This is a genomic window from Streptomyces sp. NPDC060194 (assembly GCF_042728285.1).
Classification (GTDB): domain Bacteria; phylum Actinomycetota; class Actinomycetes; order Streptomycetales; family Streptomycetaceae; genus Streptomyces.
This window is the reverse complement of record NZ_JBHWZH010000055.1, coordinates 18917-37340: the sequence shown is the minus strand read 5'-3', so window position 1 is coordinate 37340 and position 18424 is coordinate 18917. Positions and strand designations below refer to the sequence as shown.

Below are 18424 nucleotides of genomic sequence, written 5' to 3'. Positions count from 1 at the left end.
GGCCGGCGCTTGAGGCCGCCGGGCGCAGCCCGGTGCGGGGCCCGGGGCGGAGCCCCGGCCCCTGGGGCCGCACGCCGCCAGGCGCTACGCGTCGAGGGCCACGCGCCACTCCGCCACCGCACCCGCCGACACCGGACCCGCCCAACCCTCCCGCCGCGCCGCCCCGCCGATGTGGAACCCGTCCACCCCCGCCGCCCGCAGCGCGGGCACATGGGACAGCCGCAGCCCGCCGCCGACCAGCAGCCGCGCCTCGTACCCCGGCTCGCCCCTGCGCGACGCCTCCGCGAGCAGCGTGTCGATGCCGTCGTCGACCCCGCCCACCGCCCCCGCGGTGAGGTACGTGTCGAGCCCGACCGACTCCGCCAGCTCCTTCCGCAGCGCGTCGCGGTCCGCCGCGCGGTCGATCGCCCGGTGGAACGTCCACCCGCACCCGTCGAGCTCCGCGACGACCGTCTCGACCGCGGTGAGGTCGACGTCCCCGCCGTCCTCCAGGAACCCGAGCACGAACTCGTCCGCCCCCTCCGCGCGCAGGGCCCGCGCGCGCCGGACCAGCTCGTCCAGGTCTCCCGCGGCGAACCCGTCCGCCAGGCGCAGCATGACGCGGACGGGGATGTCGACCGCGTCTCTGACCGCCGCGAACACCTCGCGCGACGGCGTCAGCCCGTCCGCGGCCATGTCGGTGACGAGTTCGAGCCGGTCGGCTCCTCCGGACCGGGCGGCGATCGCGTCCTCGGCGTCGAGGGCGATCACCTCGAGAAGTGCGGGGTTGCTCATGGGGCCCAATCCTTCCGGATGCACGGCGACCGGTTTGGTCTAGTCCAATGATCCACCCTTTGGCCGGCCCCGTCACCCCGGATCCGCGGCGATCGTCCGGAAGCGGACCCCCCGTCTGGCGACAATCGACCCATGACCGCACACGACGACCTGCTGCACCGCTGGACGACCACGCTGCGCGCGACCGCCGCGGCGGACGCGCCCGACCCGGTCCCGTACGGCGCCGAACTGCTGAAACGCTGGGCCGAGCCGCACCGCCGCTACCACACGACCGCACACCTGGCCGCGGTCCTGGCGCACGTCGACACCCTGGCCGGTGAGGCCGCCGAGCCCGACCTCGTCCGGCTGGCCGCGTGGTTCCACGACGCGGTCTACCGCCCCGACCGCTCCGAGAACGAGCAGCGCAGCGCGGCCCTCGCCGAGCGCGCGCTCCCCGAGGCGGGCCTGGCGCCCGCCGCGACCGCGGAGGTCGCCCGCCTGGTCCGGCTGACGACGACCCACGCCCCCGCCCCCGGCGACCGCAACGGCGCGGTCCTCTGCGACGCCGACCTCGCCGTCCTCGCCGGAGCCCCCGAGGCGTACGCCTCCTACGCCGCGGCCGTCCGCGACGAGTACGCCTTCGTCCCCGACCCCGCCTTCCGCACCGGCCGCGCGGCCGTCCTGCGCGACCTGCTCGCCCTGCCGACCCTCTTCCGCACCCCCCACGGCCGCACCCACTGGGAGTCCCCGGCCCGCCGCAACCTCACCACCGAGCTGGCGCTCCTGGACGCCTGACCCCTCCGGGAATGCAAGGAGCGTCCACGGCGTTGACCCCTGTCATGCCTGCACCCGCCTACCGCCCGACCGCCGCGGACACCCCCGCCCCGAAGATCCCCCCGCAGGCCGCGCCCGGCGGCGGGGCCGCGTCCTCCCGGATGCCGCTCGCCGTGTACATCCTGGGCCTGTCCGTCTTCGCGCTCGGGACGAGCGAGTTCATGCTCTCCGGGCTGCTCCCGCCGATCGCCGACGACATGGGCGTCTCGATCCCGCAGGCCGGCCTGCTGATCTCGGCCTTCGCGATCGGCATGGTGATCGGCGCGCCGCTGCTCGCGGTGGCGACGCTGCGGCTGCCCCGGAAGACGACGCTGATCGCGCTGATCAGCGTGTTCGGCCTCGGGCAGGTGGCCGGCGCGCTGGCCCCGACGTACGAGGTGCTCTTCGCGTCGCGGGTGGTGAGCGCGCTGGCGTGCGCCGGGTTCTGGGCGGTCGGCGCGGCGGTGGCGATCGCGATGGTGCCGCGCAACCAGCGCGCCCGCGCGATGGCGGTGATGATCGGCGGACTGTCGATCGCGAACGTGCTCGGCGTCCCCGCCGGCGCGTTCCTCGGCGAGCACCTGGGCTGGCGTTCGGCGTTCTGGGCCGTCGGGCTCGCCTCCGCGATCGCCCTCGTCGGCGTCGTGACGCTGATCCCCCGCATCCCGCTGCCGACAGAGGCCCCGCGCCTGCGCCGCGAGCTCGGGATCTACGGCGACCGCCAGGTGTGGCTGGCGATCGCGATCACCGCGCTGGCCGCGGGCGGCGTGTTCTGCGCGTTCAGCTACCTCTCGCCGCTGCTGACGGACGTCGCCGGGCTCGACTCCGGGTGGGTGCCGACGGTCCTCGCCCTGTTCGGCGTCGGCGCGCTCGTCGGCACGACGATCGGCGGCCGGGTCGCCGACGCGCACCTCTTCGGCGTGATGCTGACCGGCGTCACCGCCTCCACCGTCTTCCTCGCCGCCCTCGCCCTCCTCGGCTCCGCGGCCCCCGTCGCGATCGCCCTCTCCTTCCTCCTCGGCGTCTCCGCGTTCTTCACCGCGCCGGCGCTCAACGCGCGCATGTTCAACGTCGCCGGCCTCGCCCCCACCCTCGCCGGCGCGACCACCACCGCGGCCTTCAACCTCGGCAACACCGGCGGCCCCTGGCTCGGCGGCACCGTCATCGACGCCGGCCTCGGCTTCTCCGCCACCGCCTGGGCCGGCGCGGCCATGACCCTCGCGGCCCTCGCCCTGGTCGGCATCGCCCTCCGCCTCCACACCCCGAGCCGCGTCGTCACGGGCTCGACCACCCTCACCCCGACCCCCACCCCCGCGTCCGAGCGCGTCTGACGAGCTTCGGTGCGCTCGTCACCCGATCGCGGGACGCTGAGGTGAGCGGCCTCCGGGCCGCCGCACCGTCGATCTGCGCTCGCCGCACGAGGCCGCCGAAGAAAGGGAGTCGCGATGACCGCCGCGACGGTCGAACCCGACCCGATGCCGACGCCTCCCCTCAGCGAGTGGGAGCTCCTCCTCCACGTGTGGCGCGGACTGGACGTGCCGGAGGGCTGGCGCGCCGAGATCGACGGAGGACGGATCGTCGTGCTACCCCCACCGCACGCGCATCACAACGGCATCATCGACGTCGTGCAGCGCACGCTCTACCGCAAGCTGGTGGACGAGCTGGGCATCTACCAGACGCTCGGTCCGCGGGCGAGGGGTCACGCCTCGCCCGCGGACCCCTTCCGCCGTCGCAGGCCCGCCTCCGTCAGGCGGCGGACCAGTTCCTTGCTGCCGATCTCGAGCGCGCCGGCCGCGACCGCGTCCGCGTAGCGCGTCTCCGGAACGTCGTAGTGGTCCCGCTCGAACGCCCGTCGCGGGCAGCCGATGCGTGCGGCGAACGCGTGCAGTTCGTCGTACGAGACGTCGCTGACCAGGTGCGACCACATCCGCCCGTGGCCGGGCCAGGTCGGCGGGTCGATGTAGACGGCCACGTCAGCCCAGCTCCCCCACGCGTGCGACGAGCACGGCCGTCTTCGCGCACGCCCAGTGCGGGTCGGCCCCGAGCTCCGGCTCGACCTCCAACGCGTGCGGCTCCTCGCACAGCGGGCACAGCGGCCACCGCCCGTACGCGTCCAGCAGCGCGTCCTGCACGTCCTGCGCCACCAGCCCCACCACGAACTCCGCCCCCTCCGGCCACTGCTCCACCCACCACCTGCGGTGGGTCACCGCGTCCTCCACCATCGACACCACGTCCGCCTCCGCGACCTCCCGCGCGGCGAGATCGGCGAGGACGCGGGCGCGGGCGGCGTGCAGGGACTGTTCGAGGGGGCTGCTGCGATCCATGCCCCCATTGTCCCGCGCCGCCTCCGGCCCGGACCCGGCCCGACGCCCCTTGCCCCCACCCACCCGCCCGGCCTATAACTCCTCTACGGCGGGAACCCCCCGCCACCAGGGGAAACGCACACGCCGGGGAAAACCATCCGCACACCACGACGCGCCCGCACGCTCTCCACCCCGACCCGGATCGCCCTCCTCGCCCCCCTCCTCCTCGCCACGGGCTACACCTCCGCACCCCTCCCCCCGGGCACGGCGAGCGCGGAGGCGGGCACCGCGCTGAACCACGGTGAACGCTCCGCCGCCCAGCTCGGCGTCCCGAACCTGCGGGTGGGCCAGGAGTGGTGGGTGTCCTTCCCCGTGACGACCAACACGTCCGACGAGCGGCTGGAGATCCGGAGCGCGCAGGTCCGCCGCGTGCCGGACGGTCTGCGGCTCCTCGAGTACCGCGCGGTCAGCCTGGACGAGACGGGCGCGTACTCCTTCGTCAGCCGGCAGGGCGACCCCGGCAGCGTCGACCTGACCACCGTCCACGACTTCGCCCGCAAGCCGGTCGTCCTCGACGCCGGCGAGTCCGGCGACATCTACTACGTCGCCCGCCTCAAGGTCACCGGCCCCGTCCGGGGCGACCTCGACGACTGCGCCCTGCTCTACGAACAGGGCGGCCGCCCGTACCGCCAAACCCTCGGCTGCACCACCACCATGCGCCTGGCCTCACAGACGTCCCCGCTCGACCTGTGAGGCCCACCCACGACACCAGCCCTCGACCCGAAACCGGACGCAACCCACCCCGAGCCGCACGCAACCCACCCCGAGCTGTACCGAACCCACCCCGAGCCGCACGCAACCCGCCGCGAGCCGCACGCAACCCACCCCGAGCCGGCAAAAAATCTCAGCCCGGCCGGCGTTTGAGGCCGCGCGGCCGCAGGCCGTGCATCCGCGGCGGAGCCGCGAAAGTCTCGTCGCCCGCCGCCTAAGGCACCCGCCGCGAAATCCTCGTCGCCCGCCGCCCAAGGCCCCCGCCACCCCCTTGACCGCCCGCCCCTTTGGAAATACCTTCCAGCCGTGAGCAGAGACGTGAAGGAAACTTCCGCGGGCGGGACACCCCCCGCGCCCGCCGCCCTCGCGGCGAAGGTGCGAACCCTGGGCCCGTCGATGACGCGCTCGATGCTCCGCGTCGCGGAGATGGTCGCCGCGGAGCCCGCCGTCTGCGCCTCGCTGACGGTGACGGGCCTCGCCGAGCGGACGGGGACGAGCGAGGCGACGGTCGTCAGGACCGCGCGCGTGCTCGGCTACCCCGGCTACCGCGACCTGCGCCTCGCCCTGGCCGGCCTCGCCGCGCACCAGGAGTCCGGCCGCGCCCCCGCGGTCACCGCGGACATCGCGGTCGACGACCCGATCGCCGACGTCGTCGCCAAGCTCGCCCACGACGAGCAGCAGACCCTAGCCGACACCGCCGCCTCCCTCGACACCGCCCAACTCGGCTCCGCTGTCGCCGCCTTGGCCCAGGCCCGCCGGATCGACGTGTACGGCGTCGGCGCGTCGGGCCTCGTCGCCCAGGACCTCGTGCAGAAGCTCCTCCGCATCGGCCTGATCGCGCACGCGCACCACGACCCCCACCTCGCCGTCACCAACGCCGTGCAGCTGCGCGCGAAGGACGTGGCGATCGCGATCACCCACAGCGGCGGGACGGGTGACGTCATCGAGCCGCTGCGGGTCGCGTTCGAGCACGGCGCGACGACGATCGCGGTCACCGGCCGCCCCGACGGCCCCGCGTCGCAGTACGCCGACCACGTCCTGACCACCTCCACGGCCCGCGAGAGCGACCTGCGGCCCGCCGCGATGTCGAGCCGTACGAGCCAACTGCTCGTCGTGGACTGCCTGTTCGTCGGCGTCATGCAGCGGACGTACGAGAAGGCCGCGCCCGCGCTGGCCGCGTCGTACGAGGCCCTCGCCCACCGGCACCGCGCCGGGCGCTGACCACCCCCACACCACCCCCTCCCGAGGAAGCCGCACTTGATGAGCAACCCGTCCGACGTCACCTACGGTTCCCTGCGCGCCGAGCTGGCCACCCTCGCGACCGAGGCCCACCGTCCGGAGCTGGCCGAGATGGACCGCCTCCCCACCGCGGAACTCGTCGCGCTGATGAACCGCGAGGACTCCGGCGTACCGGGGGCCGTCGCCTCCCGACTCCCCCTGATCGCCGCGGCGATCGACGCGACGGCGGAGCGGATGGCCCGCGGCGGGCGGTTGGTCTACGCGGGGGCCGGGACGGCCGGGCGGATGGGCGTACTGGACGCGTCGGAGTGCCCGCCGACGTTCAACACCGACCCCTCCGAGGTCGTCGGGCTCATCGCGGGCGGCCCGTCCGCGATGGTCAAGGCGGTCGAAGGGGCGGAGGACTCCGCGGAGCTGGCCGCGGCGGACCTCGACGCGCTGAAGCTCACCGCGGACGACACCGTCGTCGGCATCTCCGCCTCCGGCCGCACCCCCTACGCCATCGGCGCGGTCGAGCACGCCCGCACGCTCGGCGCGCTGACGATCGGCCTGTCCTGCAACGCCGACAGCCCGCTCGCGGCGGCCGCCGAGCACGGCATCGAGGTCGTCGTCGGCCCCGAACTCCTCACCGGGTCCACCCGGTTGAAGGCCGGCACCGCGCAGAAGCTCGTCCTCAACATGCTCTCGACCATCACCATGATCCGGCTCGGCAAGACCTACGGGAACCTGATGGTCGACGTCCGCGCCTCCAACGACAAGCTGCGCGCCCGCTCCCGCCGCATCGTCGCCCTCGCCACCGACGCCGACGACCCCACCATCGAGGCCGCCCTCGCCGCGGCCGGCGGCGAGGTCAAGACCGCGATCCTGATCATCCTCGCCGACGTCGACGCGGCGACCGCCGACTCCCTGCTCACCGCGTCCTCGGGCCACCTCCGCAAGGCCCTGGCCACGGCGTCCTGACGGGCGGCGGCCCGGGAACGACGAGCGTCCCCGGAAGCGACCCCGGCACGAGGAAGGCAGTGCCCCCTGCGGACGGGGGCACTGCCTCGGTGACGACGGCGCGCGGTACGGATCAGAAGCGCGGCGCGGTGTCCGCCGTGCCGACCTTCAGACCGGCGCTGAACACCTTCGTCTTCAGGGTGGTGTTCAGCGCGCCCGCGGCCTCGGGGGTGAGCTTCAGGATCACGTGGGTGGCCTTCGCCCCGTGCTTGTCCACCTTCACCGTGGCCTTCGAGAGGTCCAGCTTGAAGACCGGGACGCGGGTCTTGGTGCCGGCGACGCGGCCGGTGAGCTGGGCCTTGTTCAGGTCGATGGTGAAGTCCTTCACCGCGAGCGACTTGCCGTTGAAGACGTTGGTGAACTTCAGGCCGCCCTTGTGCAGGATCTTGCCGCCCAGGGGCGCGGCCGTGAGGGAGCCGCCCGTGACCGGGTAGGTCGCCTTGAGGGTGGCCTTGCCGCCGACCTTGGTCAGCGAGGGCTTGCCGGGCGTCGTGACGATCGGGGCGATGCCGTTGGAGAGCAGCGCCCCGGCGACGGCGGGGGCCACGGTGACCGAGGTGTGGCCGCCCTTGACAGCGACGGGCTTCGGGGCGGCGGACGCGGTGGGCGCGGCGATCGCGAGCGCGGCGACGACGGTGGCGGCGGCAACGGCGGTACGGGTCATGGCAGGTGACTCCTGAGGTGGGAAGCGGCCGGTGGTCGGTGTGACGGGGATGTGTTCCGCCGGCTGTCGACCATCGGATGCGATCGGGGCGGCGAATTTCCGAGCGGATCCCGTCGCGCGTCCGGACCGACCGGAGCCGGTGTCCGGCCCCCCATCCACAGGCCCCCGCACAGGCGCGCGCCCGCGCCCACGCACAACGGCCGGGGAGGCTCGACGGAGCCTTCCCGGCCGTTGGCGGCACGCGGTACGCGTACGCACCGGGGTCAGGGCCTCAACTGGCGTACGCACCACGCACGATGCTCTTGCCCGAGTGGTCGGGCTTCCCGTTGTACGGCTGCACCGACACGTCCACGACCGAGTACTCGTCCAGGTCGATCGTGGAGGGCACGGGCAGCGTGGCCCGGCCGTCGGGGCCGAGCACGCCCATGGAGACGAGCTTCGTGTGGGAGCGGTCCATGAGCCACACCTCGAAGTAACCGGCCGTCTTCGGCAGGCCCTTGACGCTGATCTGCAGCGACCGCTGCGAGCTCGTGTCCTTCAGGGCCGCGTATCCCGCGGAGTTGGGGCGCAGGGGTTCCAGCGGCCGGCCGTCGGCGACCTTCGTGACCGCGGCGTCCGGACGGACGAGCCACCAGGTCAGAACGCTGCCCGAGGCCGCACCCAGCAGCGCGGTACAGGCGGCGAGCGTCACGGCGAACCGGCTCATCCGCCGCACCGCCGTCGGCCGGACCGCGGCCACCGGGGCGGCGGGCTCCGCGGCGGGCTCCGGCTCGGAAGGCGCGGAGGACGCGGAAGGCGCGGAGGACCCGGAGGCGGCGGATGCGGCAGAGGGCGCGGAGGGCCGGGAGGATCCGGAGGGCTCGGACGGCGATGAGCTCACCGGGGGCTCGGAGCCCCCGGCCGGCGCGGCGCCCGCACCGGGCGCGGCGCCCACCGGGGACCCGACGCTCTCACTGATCCGCAGCTCGCTCGCGATCGAGCGCCACACGTCGTCCGGCGGCGGGATGATCTCGTCCTCCGCCACCGCGGGCAGCCGCATCGCGGCCACCGTCCGGCGCAGGAGGTCGTACTCCCGCCGGCATCCGTCGCACTCGTGCAGGTGGAGAGAGGCCAGGGAGTCGCTCTCCTCACCGAGGGCCATCATCGCCAGAGTGTCTTCATCGGTGTGCTTCACCGTCCACCTCCAACCGCTTCTTCAGCCGCATCAGGCCGCGCCGAGTATGGCTCTTCACCGTGCCCAGCGGCCATCCGGTCCGCTCGGCGATCTGTGACTGGGACAGGTCCTCGTAGAAGGACAGCTTCAGTACCGTCTGCTGCTGTTCGGGCAGGTGCTCCATCTCGCGGCTGAGCACCATGTGGTCGAGCACCGCCTCGGTCACCGGGGCCGCCGGCCGGTGGGAGACGTCCACGGCCGCGGTGGCGGCGGCGACGTCGCGCAGGTGCCGGGTGCGCCGCTCCAGGGCGTCGGCGATCTTCTTGTGGGTGATGCCCATCAGCCAGGTCTTCAGCGAGCCGCGGCTCGCGTCGAAGGTCGCCCGGCTCTTCCAGGCGCCGACGAAGACGAGCTGGGTGACGTCCTTCGCCTCCTCCGGATCGCCGAGCTTGCGGGTGGCTAGCGTGTAGATGAGCGCACCCCAGCGGCGGTACGCCTCGCCCAGGCACGCTTCGTCGCCCCGGGCGAATCCCTCGCCCAGGCCGTCTTCCGTCACAGTGGTCACGGGCGCGACTGTAGCCGCACGCACCTCGGCGCCACCCCACACGGCCGTCACTTGACGACCTCCTGCGCGGTCACGACCAGATTGTTCTGGTATCCGCCGGCGTCCCGGACGTACGGGAGGGCGCACGTGATCATCGTCAGCACCGCGCGGCCGTCCCGGCGGAAGGCGCCCGACGCGGCCAGGTCCTTCTTCCCGACGGTCCGGCGCGCGGTGATCTCGTAGCTGACGGTGCTGCCGTCCGCACGTCCCACGCGCACCACGTCGCCCTCGCGGACCTCGTTGAGCGCGTTCAGCACGCCCAACCCCTTGTTCTTGGAATCGACATGGCCGACGATCACGGACGATCCCTCGTCCGACCCCGGTGCGGGCGAGAAGCGGTACCAGCCGACCCGGTCGGGGTCCTCCGGGACCTCCGTCTGACCGTCCTCGGCCACGCCCACGGCGTCGACGGGAGCGCGCAGGCCGAGCCGCGGGAGGGAGAGCTGCCGGGGCGCGGCGACGGGAGCGGGCGCCGGGTCGTCGGCGGCCTCGGCCCGGCGGGCGGACGGCCCCGGCCCCGGTGCACCGGGGCGGTCCGTCGCCGGAGCCGCCGGGGACGCGGCCGACATCGCCCCGAAGTCTGCGGCGCGGGTGGGTCCGTCGCGCCAGACGACGACGGCCAGGGCGCTGAGCAGGACGGCGACGAGCGCCGCGGCCGCCCCGAGGAGCCTGCGGTGTCGTGCCGGGCGCGTGAGCATGGTGGTCGGCCTTTCCGTGATGCGGTGTGCCCGCCCGGACGGCCTCGGGCGGGCACACCTGCGGTGGGGTGGGAGAGGGGTCAGGCCGCTTCGCCGCGCCGGCGCAGCAGGAAGGCGGCACCGCCCGCGGCGAGGAGCGCCGCGACGGAGAGGGAGCCCAGGACGGCCGGGTCGTTCACGCCCGCGGCCTCGCCGTTCCCGCCGGCGGGAACGCCGTGCGGCGCGGAGTGCAGGCCGTCGACGGTCTGCGTCGCGAGCTCGAGGTTCTTGTCCTCGGCGCTGCCCCACGCGTAGACGATCGTGTTGCTGCCCTCGGCCAGGTCGAGGTCGGCGGGGCCGATCGCGACGGTGTCGGTGCCGGCCAGGACGACGTCGGCCTTCACGGTGCCGGCGTCCACCTCGCCCTTGGCCTCCTTGGGGTTCTCAAGACCCTCGAACACCGGCGTGCCGCCCGCCCGGACGTCGACGGCCGGGGCGGCGGCCACGTGCCGGACGGTGAGCCGCGCCTTGCCGGCCGGGACCTTCGAGGTGTCGTTGACGAACGCGTCGAGCGCGGGCTTGCCGTCGGCGTCCAGGTGGGCGACGAGCGTCGCGTTGGCTCCGCCCGGCACCTCGACCGTCTTCTCGATCGCCGGGGTGCCGTCGGGGCCCTCGCCGTCCTTGAAGACCTTGATGTCGTACGAGCCCGCGTCCAGCTTCAGCGGGTCGGTGAGCGTGCCCGGCTCGAAGTCCGGCAGCAGCTCCTTGTCCCCGGCGAACACGTCCACGGTCAGCCCCGGCACCGCGTGCAGCACGGAGACGTGCGCCGTGTCGTCCGGGGCGGCCTGCGGCTGGGCGAAGGCGGGAGCGCCGACGGTGACGGTGAGCGCGACGGCGACGGCGGCGGTGAGCGCGGCGCCGGCAGAACGAACGGTCATGGCTGGTCCCCATCATCCGGGTCGAGAAGGTCTCGAACTCTGTGTGGGGACGCTTTCCGCCACCATGCGCCGACCGGTTGCACTGGATGACCGAAACTTTCGTCCCCGCCGTCGGCCCGCCCCGCGCCCCGCGCCCGCACGAGGGACGAAATCGCTGGCCACGGGCGGTCCTGCGGCGCAGGATGGCGGCCATGGAACATCCCACCCCCCGCGTCGGCGGCAAGGACGAGAAGCTCGGTCAGCGGCTCGACGAGGAGCTGACCGCGTTCAACAACCGGGCGACCGGCGCGGATCCGGAGGAGTTCAGCGTCCGCGTCGACGCGCCGGACGGCGAGCTCCTCGGCGGGCTCACCGGGTGGATCTGGGGCGACGCCTGCTTCGTCGACATGCTCTGGGTCCGCGAGGACCAACGCGGCACCGGCCTCGGCCGCGACCTCATCGCCGCGGCGGAAGCGGAAGCCCTCCGCCGCGGCTGCGACCGCGTCCTCGTCTCCTCCTTCACCTTCCAGGCCCCCGCCTTCTACCAGCGCCTCGGCTACGTCGAGACCGGCCGCACCCTCGGCATCCCCGGCGGCCACGCCGACGTCCACATGGCGAAGCGCCTCGACGGCGCGGACACGGCGCAGTGGGTGCGCGCGGAGCTCGCCTGACCTGGAGGTCCCCTACAGGTTCCGGCGCGCGGCCCCGGCGACACCCCCGGGCCGCAGCGTCGCGCGGACGGTCTTGCCGGTGGGGTCGCGGAGGAACCAGGTGAGGTCGGTGGCGAGGGTGCGGACGATGGCGAGGCCGCGGCCCGCGTCGGCGTGGGGCGCCGGGGGCGTCGCCACGAAGTTCGGGAAGGCGGGGACGGGGTCGGACACGTCGATCAGCAGGGCGTCGTCGTCCAGCGCGAGGCGCAGGAGGACGGTGCGGGCGGGGAGCCGGCCGTAGCGCACCGCGTTGGCCAGCAGCTCGGAGGCGACGAGGACGGCGTCCTCGATGTCGCCCTCCCAGCGCCAGAGGGTCAGGCGCCGGCGCACGTAGAGGCGGGCGAGGCCTACGGAGGCGGGCCGCGGCGGGAACACCGCGGTCCACTCGCGGCGGTCGGTCTCGGGCCGGGTCGTCATCGGTACGCCTCCACACTGAGTGTCGCTGTTCGCCACTCAGCGTGGCCGCCCGAGGCCTACCCTCGACAGTGGCGCAGGCCCAACAACCGCGTTTGTTGCGAGGGAGCCGCACATGCCCCAGCACCCCCGGGACCCCGAGTCCTCCCCGCGCGCCCTGCTCGGCGCGGAGCTGCGCCACATGCGGGAGCAGGCGGGGTACAGCCAGGAGGCCTTGGGGGAGCTGCTGTTCGTCAGCGGCTCCTACGTCGGCCAGATGGAGGCGGGTACGCGGCGCATCCGCGCGGACATGGCGGCGCGGATCGACGAACTCCTGCTCACAGGGGGCCTGTTCAGCCGCAACTGCCGGGCGGCGAACGCGTCGAAGTACCCGGCGCACTTCGCTGAGGCGGCGGAAGCGGAGGCGGTGGCGACGGAGATCCGCGAGTACAACCCCTTGCTGATCCCCGGACTGCTCCAGACCTCGGCCTACGCAAGGGCCGTTTTTCGCGCCTACCGGCCGACTGCAAGTGAGCAGACCATCGATGATCTGGTAGCGGCTCGACTCGATCGCGCACAGCTTCTCGGCTCCCCAACAAAGCCGTTGTTGTGGCCGATTTTGGACGAGGCCGTGCTCCGCCGGTCAGTGGGTGGGCCTGCGGTGATGGCAGAGGCCCTTCGGCATGTCATCAGCCTGGCCTGCGAGAACCGGATCATCGTTCAGGTGATCGCGTTCTCCGCGGGCGCTCACGCCGCGAATAGCGGCTCGCTCAAGCTCATGTACTTCGACGATGCCCCACCGCTCGCATACCTGCAGGGTCAGGACACCGGCCTGCTGGAGGACGATCCGTCCACCGTCTCGCGACACCGCCTCACCTACGATCTGCTCGTGGCCAGCGCCCTGTCACCACAGGACTCCATGGACTTGATCAGCTCGACGGCGGAGGATTACGCGCATGAAGCAAGTGAGCATCCCTGACTACGATTTGACCGACGCCGTATGGAAGAAGTCTTCCTACAGCGGAGGTGACGGCGGCGACTGCGTCGAGGTCGCCACCTGGCGCAAGTCCAGCCACAGCAGCGGGGACGGCGGCAACTGCCTGGAGGTCTCCGACGACCTCGCCGCGGCCGGCATCGTCCCGGTACGGGACTCCAAGACCCCCCACGGCCCCCACCTCGCTTTCCGCACGGGACCGTGGACGACCTTCGTGACCGCACTCAAGACCACCTGAGCCCGACCGCCGGACCCGGGGCCGTAAGCCCGACCGCCCCGGGTTCACCGGCGCATCGATCGCGGGCCGCGCCCCGGTCGGACCGCCGCGCGCCTCCCCCACCCGCGTTCCGCCTCCGGCCCGGAGCTCAAGTCCCGGCGTGAGGAGGCGGATTCGCGTCCGGCAGGGGACAGGGAAACGCCTGGTCAGAGCGGAGGACCCCGCCCGGGGCTCAAGCCGCGGAGGCCGGGGGCCGCGAGCCGAGCGCTCCTTCCACGGCGGTACAGAAGGGGGACTACCCCCCTCCCCACCCCCACGGGTCGACTTTGCGGATGCGAGTTGCGACGGAGTGTCACCGCGCCCTAACGTGCCGTCAGGACAAGTGCAAACGGCCCCCGTCGGTGCTCACAACACCTCCGAGGGCCTCGCCACGCGATCGACAGCAAAGGAAACCGACCCATGGCTCCTGCCGATTCTAATGACGCCCCGCACCCCCTGGCCAAGCCCGGGTACGGCAAACAGGTCCCGTTCTCCGAACTCGACGCGGAACAGACGGACTTCCCCCACCTCTGGCCCCGCGACGCCGCCATCGCCGCGTACATCGACCGGCTCCCCGTCGGCGCGGACATCTCGGTGAAGACGCTGGCCAAGCAGCTCCCGTACGGGCAGTGCGCGCTCCGCACCTCCCTCAACCGCATCCAGCTCGCCGGCCACCTCCGCCGCGGCCGCACCTGCATCCGGGCCTTCGACGGCACCCACCGCTGGGTCACGCAGACCTGGTGGACCCCGCGCCCGCGGGACGAGTCCTGGTGGACGGCGTTCCACGGCGGCACGGCACACCTGCCTGCCCCGCACACCGCCGCGCCCGCCCCGTACGCCCCGTACGAGACCTTGGACGCAGCAGGGCCCGCGGACTCCCCCGCCCGCGCCCCGGCCGCACTCGCTCAGCCCCCCGTCGGCGTCCCCGTGCCCCGCCCGACCCGCTCCCGCGCCCACACCCTCCTCGCCGCGCTCGGCCGCGCGACACCCGCACTCTCCCTCTCCGACGCCGACTGCCGCGCCCTGGCCCCCCTCGCGGAGGAGTGGTTCGCCCGCGGCGCGACGGAGGACACCCTCCTCACCGCCCTCACGGCCGGCCTCCCCACCCCCGTCCGCCACCCCGCCGCGCTCCTGCGCACCCGCCTCACGACGAAGCTCCCCACCCCCGCACCACCACCACCCGCCCCCCTCGTCCTCATGGAATGCACCCTCTGCGCCGCCCCCGGCCGCCCCGCCTCCCTCCCCGACGGCTTCTGCCCCTCCTGCCACCCCGCCCGCCGCGCACCCGCACCGCCCTCACCACCGCCGGTCGACGCCCACGCCCACGCCGCCGCCATCCGCGCGGCTGTGCGGAAGTAGGAAATTCCAACTGTGCAAAATTTCGTCGCCGCTCGTATCCTGAGAGACGCGCACGTGTCGTCGAGACGCGCATGGGTCGCCGAGATGCGCGCTCGACGGCAGAGAAGCCACGCGGAAGGGGCTGGCCATGGCTTTGGACACCCGCATAAGGGCCCAGCTGCGAGAAAAGGGGCAGCTGACACTGCCAAGCGAGATCCGTCGCGCGCTCCACATCGAACCGGGCGACGACGTCGAGTTCGTCGTGCGCGAGGGTCAGGTCATCCTGCGCGGCCTGACCTCGGTCCCGGCCGATCAGGCATGGTTCTGGACCGAGGAGTGGCAGGCGGGCGAGCGTGAGGCGTCGGAGCAGATCGCGCGCGGCGAGGGCACGGTGCACGGCAGCGCCGAGGAGATGTTCGCCGCACTGGGCGTGCCCGACGCCGAGCCGGACCGCGCCCCGGAAGGTGACTGACCGCCTGTGCCCACTTTCGAGGTGACGCCGCGCTTCAGCAGGGACTTCGCCGACCTCGCACCTGCACAGCAACGACGCTTCCGCCGCGTCGTCACCGAGCACTTCGTGCCCGATCTGGAATCCGGGATCTTCCGGCCGGGGCTGCGCATCAAGGGCGTTCAGGCGGCCCCGGGTGTCTACGAACTGACCTGGGCCCCCGACGGCCGCGCGACCTGGGCCTACGGGGATCAGAAGATCGCCGGCATGCCGCACGTGATCTGGCGCCGCATCGGCACCCACAGCATCTTCACCCCACCGCCCGGCCCGTGACACGCCCGAGGGCGGCACCCCCTGTGACAGGGGTGCCGCCCTCGGTGTGGTGGAGCGGTGGAGCCTGAGCCGGGGCTCAGAAGTCCATGTCGCCGCCCGGCATGCCGCCCGGCGCGGCCGCGGCGGCCTTCTCCGGCTTGTCGGCGATGACGGCCTCGGTGGTGAGGAAGAGCGCGGCGATGGAGGCCGCGTTCTGCAGCGCGGAGCGCGTGACCTTCGCCGGGTCGATGATGCCCTCGGCGATCATGTCCACGTACTCGCCGGACGCGGCGTTGAGGCCGTGGCCGATCGGCAGGTTGCGGACCTTCTCGACGATGACGCCGCCCTCGAGACCGCCGTTGACGGCGATCTGCTTCAGCGGGGCCTCCAGGGCCAGCTTGACCGCGTTCGCGCCGGTCGCCTCGTCACCCGAGAGCTCCAGCTTCTCGAAGACCGCGGAGGCCTGCAGCAGGGCCACGCCGCCACCGGCGACGATGCCCTCCTCGACGGCCGCCTTCGCGTTGCGCACGGCGTCCTCGATGCGGTGCTTGCGCTCCTTGAGCTCGACCTCGGTCGCCGCGCCGGCCTTGATGACCGCCACGCCGCCCGCGAGCTTCGCCAGGCGCTCCTGGAGCTTCTCGCGGTCGTAGTCGGAGTCGCTGTTCTCGATCTCCGCGCGGATCTGGTTCACGCGGCCGGCGACCTGGTCGGACTCGCCCGAGCCGTCGACGATGGTGGTCTCGTCCTTGGTGATGACGACCTTGCGCGCCCTGCCGAGCAGGTCCAGGCCCGCGTTCTCGAGCTTGAGGCCGACCTCCTCGGAGATGACCGTGCCGCCGGTGAGGATGGCGATGTCGTTCAGCATGGCCTTGCGGCGGTCGCCGAAGCCCGGGGCCTTGACGGCGACGGACTTGAAGGTGCCGCGGATCTTGTTGACGACCAGCGTCGACAGGGCCTCGCCCTCGACGTCCTCGGCGATGATCAGCAGCGGCTTGCCCGACTGCATGACCTTCTCCAGCAGCGGGAGCAGGTCCTTCACGCTGGAGATCTTCGAGTTCACGATCAGGATGTACGGGTCGTCGAGGGACGACTCCATGCGCTCCATGTCCGTGGCGAAGTAGGCCGAGATGTAGCCCTTGTCGAAGCGCATGCCCTCGGTGAGCTCGAGCTCCAGACCGAAGGTCTGCGACTCCTCGACGGTGATGACGCCTTCCTTGCCGACCTTGTCCATCGCCTCGGCGATGAGCTCGCCGATCTGGGTGTCGGCGGCGGAGATGGAGGCCGTGGAGGCGATCTGCTCCTTGGTCTCGACGTCCTTCGCCTGCTCCAGGAGCGCGGCGGAGACGGCCTCGACGGCCTTCTCGATGCCCCGCTTCAGGGCCATCGGGTTGGCGCCGGCGGCGACGTTGCGCAGACCCTCGCGGACGAGCGCCTGGGCCAGGACGGTCGCGGTCGTCGTACCGTCACCGGCGACGTCGTCCGTCTTCTTGGCGACCTCCTTGACGAGCTCCGCGCCGATCTTCTCGTACGGGTCCTCGAGCTCGATCTCCTTGGCGATGGAGACACCGTCGTTGGTGATCGTGGGGGCGCCCCACTTCTTCTCAAGGACGACGTTGCGGCCCTTGGGGCCAAGGGTGACCTTGACGGCGTCGGCGAGCTGGTTCATCCCACGCTCGAGGCCGCGGCGGGCCTCCTCGTCGAACGCGATGATCTTGGCCATGTGAAGTGGTCCTCCCGGACAGGGGTGGCGTTCTTCCAGGACCGCGTCCGCGCCCGCGACGGACGGCCCGCCGGCCGTGTGGTTCCTTGCCCCACCCGGCCGCGGGCCTCACCGACCCGGTCCAAGTTCTGTCACTCTCACTCGGAGAGTGCTAAGCCCAATGATTAGCACTCGACCCCTGCGAGTGCAAGCGGGTACCACAGATCCCGACCCTCCGCACACCGGCCACCCGCGACGCACGCAGGGCCCGCACCCCTGGTGAGGGGGTACGGGCCCTGCGGCGTGAGTACGTGGCTGGTCGGTCGCGCCGGGATCGGGAGTGATCAGACGGCGAGCTTGACCATGTCGGCCTGCGGACCCTTCTGGCCCTGCGAGATCTCGAACTCCACCCGCTGACCCTCTTCAAGGGTGCGGTATCCGTCCATCTGTATCGCGCTGTAGTGGACGAAGACATCCGCACCACCGTCGACCGCGATGAAGCCGTAGCCCTTCTCCGCGTTGAACCACTTGACGGTGCCCTGGCTCATGACCAACTCCCCTGTTACTGGCCCGTGCACAGGCCCGCACTGCGCGGACCCGGGTCAGACCTTGCGCCGTGGCGCGTCGACCGCGGCTGAATGTATCTGCCCAACTGCCCTCTGCAACAGGGCAATCGGCCGGGGAATCCGGTCAGCGCCCCGACCACCGAATGCGGAGGAAAGGCGGCGAGTGGGGAGGAGTCGGTCCGGCCAAAAGACGCTTACGGGGTGAATGCGCCCCGTAATTTGTCTTTATCTTTTCGTGACGTCCGTGTGAACCGGAGCGATTCGCCCTCGACCCGGCGGGCTTCATATGCGCCTGGCACGGGACCGGAAGAGAGGGGCTCGGCAATCGTACCGCGCTCAACAATGCAGAATCGCCCCTTCCGCTTGTCCGCGGAAGAGGCGATCCGTATGCCGGAAGCGAATTCCGGCTCGGCGCGTCACGCGCGCCCGGGCGGCGACGCGACCGGGCGCGGTCGCGAGCTCGCGGCGTCACGTCCGCGCGGCGTCACGCGCGCGGGACCGCGGCCGCGGTCAGCCGCCGGCGACCGCCGGGATGATCGACACGCCCGCGCCGTCGGGCGTGGCCGTGTCCAGGCCCTGCTCGAAGCGGACGTCGTCGTCGTTGACGTAGACGTTCACGAACCGGCGCAGCCTGCCCTGGTCGTCCAGGACGCGGGCCGCGATGCCGGTGTGGTTCTTCTCCAGGTCGGCGATGACCTCCGCGAGGGTCGCCCCCTCGGCGGCGACCTCGGCCTCCCCGCCGGTGTACGTCCGCAGGATGGTCGGGATCCGGACCTTGACGCTCATGCTCGTTCTCCTCGCTGGATTGCTCGCTG

At 72.7% G+C, this 18424-nt stretch carries 23 protein-coding genes; 11 read left to right on the top strand and 12 right to left on the bottom strand.

From position 1 onward, the window contains the following. Positions 1–84 precede the first annotated feature (84 nt). Positions 85–774 (bottom strand): copper homeostasis protein CutC, encoded by a 690-nt coding sequence (locus ACFWEG_RS14840; protein WP_387214278.1) that lies wholly within the window; start codon positions 772–774, stop codon positions 85–87. A 132-nt stretch (positions 775–906) separates the two neighbouring features. Here ACFWEG_RS14840 and ACFWEG_RS14835 point away from each other — a divergent pair, with 132 nt between their 5' ends. Then, positions 907–1548 carry a hypothetical protein gene (locus ACFWEG_RS14835; RefSeq protein WP_387214275.1) on the top strand — a complete coding sequence of 214 codons (642 nt, stop codon included), beginning with the start codon at positions 907–909 and terminating at the stop codon, positions 1546–1548. A gap of 140 nt (positions 1549–1688) precedes the next feature. Further along, complete coding sequence (locus ACFWEG_RS14830; protein WP_387214284.1) at positions 1689–2897, top strand: Cmx/CmrA family chloramphenicol efflux MFS transporter; 1209 nt, start codon at positions 1689–1691, stop codon at positions 2895–2897. A 368-nt stretch (positions 2898–3265) separates the two neighbouring features. Here the strand turns inward: ACFWEG_RS14830 and ACFWEG_RS14825 are convergent, their stop codons facing one another. Both ACFWEG_RS14825 and ACFWEG_RS14820 read right to left on the bottom strand, forming a co-directional pair. After that, positions 3266–3538, bottom strand: a complete 273-nt coding sequence (locus ACFWEG_RS14825; RefSeq protein WP_387214272.1) for a DUF4031 domain-containing protein — start codon at positions 3536–3538, stop codon at positions 3266–3268. Position 3539: 1 nt separating this feature from the next. Continuing rightward, on the bottom strand, positions 3540–3890 hold the full coding sequence (locus ACFWEG_RS14820) for a hypothetical protein (protein WP_387214269.1): 351 nt from the start codon (positions 3888–3890) through the stop codon (positions 3540–3542). A 339-nt stretch (positions 3891–4229) separates the two neighbouring features. Between ACFWEG_RS14820 and ACFWEG_RS14815 the strand changes: the two genes are divergently transcribed. From ACFWEG_RS14815 to murQ, 3 genes are all read left to right on the top strand, one after another. Continuing rightward, positions 4230–4622 carry a hypothetical protein gene (locus ACFWEG_RS14815; RefSeq protein WP_387214266.1) on the top strand — a complete coding sequence of 131 codons (393 nt, stop codon included), beginning with the start codon at positions 4230–4232 and terminating at the stop codon, positions 4620–4622. A gap of 324 nt (positions 4623–4946) precedes the next feature. Continuing rightward, positions 4947–5861 (top strand): MurR/RpiR family transcriptional regulator, encoded by a 915-nt coding sequence (locus ACFWEG_RS14810; RefSeq protein WP_387214263.1) that lies wholly within the window; start codon positions 4947–4949, stop codon positions 5859–5861. Positions 5862–5900: 39 nt separating this feature from the next. After that, entirely contained in the window at positions 5901–6839 is a 939-nt protein-coding gene (gene murQ, locus ACFWEG_RS14805) for an N-acetylmuramic acid 6-phosphate etherase (protein ID WP_387214260.1), read from the top strand. A 112-nt stretch (positions 6840–6951) separates the two neighbouring features. Here murQ and ACFWEG_RS14800 read toward each other — a convergent pair whose 3' ends face one another. The 5 genes from ACFWEG_RS14800 to ACFWEG_RS14780 form a co-directional block, all read right to left on the bottom strand. Then, the gene (locus ACFWEG_RS14800; RefSeq protein ID WP_387214257.1) at positions 6952–7542 is read right to left on the bottom strand and encodes a hypothetical protein; all 591 of its coding nucleotides are present in this window, start codon (positions 7540–7542) and stop codon (positions 6952–6954) included. A gap of 271 nt (positions 7543–7813) precedes the next feature. After that, complete coding sequence (locus ACFWEG_RS14795) at positions 7814–8716, bottom strand: anti-sigma factor (protein ID WP_387214254.1); 903 nt, start codon at positions 8714–8716, stop codon at positions 7814–7816. Next, positions 8700–9260, bottom strand: a complete 561-nt coding sequence (locus ACFWEG_RS14790) for a sigma-70 family RNA polymerase sigma factor (protein WP_387214251.1) — start codon at positions 9258–9260, stop codon at positions 8700–8702. Before ACFWEG_RS14790 ends, ACFWEG_RS14795 begins: the two co-directional genes overlap by 17 nt. A gap of 47 nt (positions 9261–9307) precedes the next feature. Further along, on the bottom strand, positions 9308–9997 hold the full coding sequence (locus tag ACFWEG_RS14785; RefSeq protein ID WP_387214248.1) for a class F sortase: 690 nt from the start codon (positions 9995–9997) through the stop codon (positions 9308–9310). Positions 9998–10077: 80 nt separating this feature from the next. Further along, entirely contained in the window at positions 10078–10914 is an 837-nt protein-coding gene (locus ACFWEG_RS14780; protein ID WP_387214245.1) for a DUF4397 domain-containing protein, read from the bottom strand. Between the two features lie 191 nt (positions 10915–11105). Between ACFWEG_RS14780 and ACFWEG_RS14775 the strand changes: the two genes are divergently transcribed. Beyond that, complete coding sequence (locus ACFWEG_RS14775; RefSeq protein ID WP_387214242.1) at positions 11106–11564, top strand: GNAT family N-acetyltransferase; 459 nt, start codon at positions 11106–11108, stop codon at positions 11562–11564. Between the two features lie 12 nt (positions 11565–11576). Here the strand turns inward: ACFWEG_RS14775 and ACFWEG_RS14770 are convergent, their stop codons facing one another. Further along, complete coding sequence (locus ACFWEG_RS14770) at positions 11577–12020, bottom strand: ATP-binding protein (RefSeq protein WP_387214240.1); 444 nt, start codon at positions 12018–12020, stop codon at positions 11577–11579. A 112-nt stretch (positions 12021–12132) separates the two neighbouring features. Between ACFWEG_RS14770 and ACFWEG_RS14765 the strand changes: the two genes are divergently transcribed. The 5 genes from ACFWEG_RS14765 to ACFWEG_RS14745 all read left to right on the top strand — a co-directional run bounded on the left by ACFWEG_RS14765 (position 12133) and on the right by ACFWEG_RS14745 (position 15365). Continuing rightward, on the top strand, positions 12133–12975 hold the full coding sequence (locus tag ACFWEG_RS14765; RefSeq protein ID WP_387214237.1) for a helix-turn-helix domain-containing protein: 843 nt from the start codon (positions 12133–12135) through the stop codon (positions 12973–12975). Then, on the top strand, positions 12953–13228 hold the full coding sequence (locus ACFWEG_RS14760) for a DUF397 domain-containing protein (protein WP_387214234.1): 276 nt from the start codon (positions 12953–12955) through the stop codon (positions 13226–13228). The genes ACFWEG_RS14765 and ACFWEG_RS14760 overlap by 23 nt, the downstream gene beginning before the upstream one ends. 438 nt (positions 13229–13666) lie before the next feature. After that, entirely contained in the window at positions 13667–14605 is a 939-nt protein-coding gene (locus ACFWEG_RS14755; RefSeq protein WP_387214232.1) for a hypothetical protein, read from the top strand. Between the two features lie 127 nt (positions 14606–14732). After that, positions 14733–15056, top strand: coding sequence for an AbrB/MazE/SpoVT family DNA-binding domain-containing protein (locus tag ACFWEG_RS14750; protein ID WP_387214229.1), 324 nt, complete (start codon positions 14733–14735; stop codon positions 15054–15056). A 6-nt stretch (positions 15057–15062) separates the two neighbouring features. After that, complete coding sequence (locus ACFWEG_RS14745; RefSeq protein ID WP_387214226.1) at positions 15063–15365, top strand: hypothetical protein; 303 nt, start codon at positions 15063–15065, stop codon at positions 15363–15365. A 76-nt stretch (positions 15366–15441) separates the two neighbouring features. Here ACFWEG_RS14745 and groL read toward each other — a convergent pair whose 3' ends face one another. The 3 genes from groL to ACFWEG_RS14730 all read right to left on the bottom strand — a co-directional run bounded on the left by groL (position 15442) and on the right by ACFWEG_RS14730 (position 18395). Next, positions 15442–17064, bottom strand: a complete 1623-nt coding sequence (gene groL, locus ACFWEG_RS14740; protein ID WP_387214223.1) for a chaperonin GroEL — start codon at positions 17062–17064, stop codon at positions 15442–15444. Between the two features lie 323 nt (positions 17065–17387). After that, positions 17388–17591, bottom strand: coding sequence for a cold-shock protein (locus ACFWEG_RS14735; protein ID WP_387214220.1), 204 nt, complete (start codon positions 17589–17591; stop codon positions 17388–17390). A 528-nt stretch (positions 17592–18119) separates the two neighbouring features. Then, a complete protein-coding gene (locus ACFWEG_RS14730; protein ID WP_387214217.1) occupies positions 18120–18395 on the bottom strand; it encodes a MoaD/ThiS family protein in 276 nt (91 codons plus the stop codon). Positions 18396–18424: the final 29 nt, after the last annotated feature.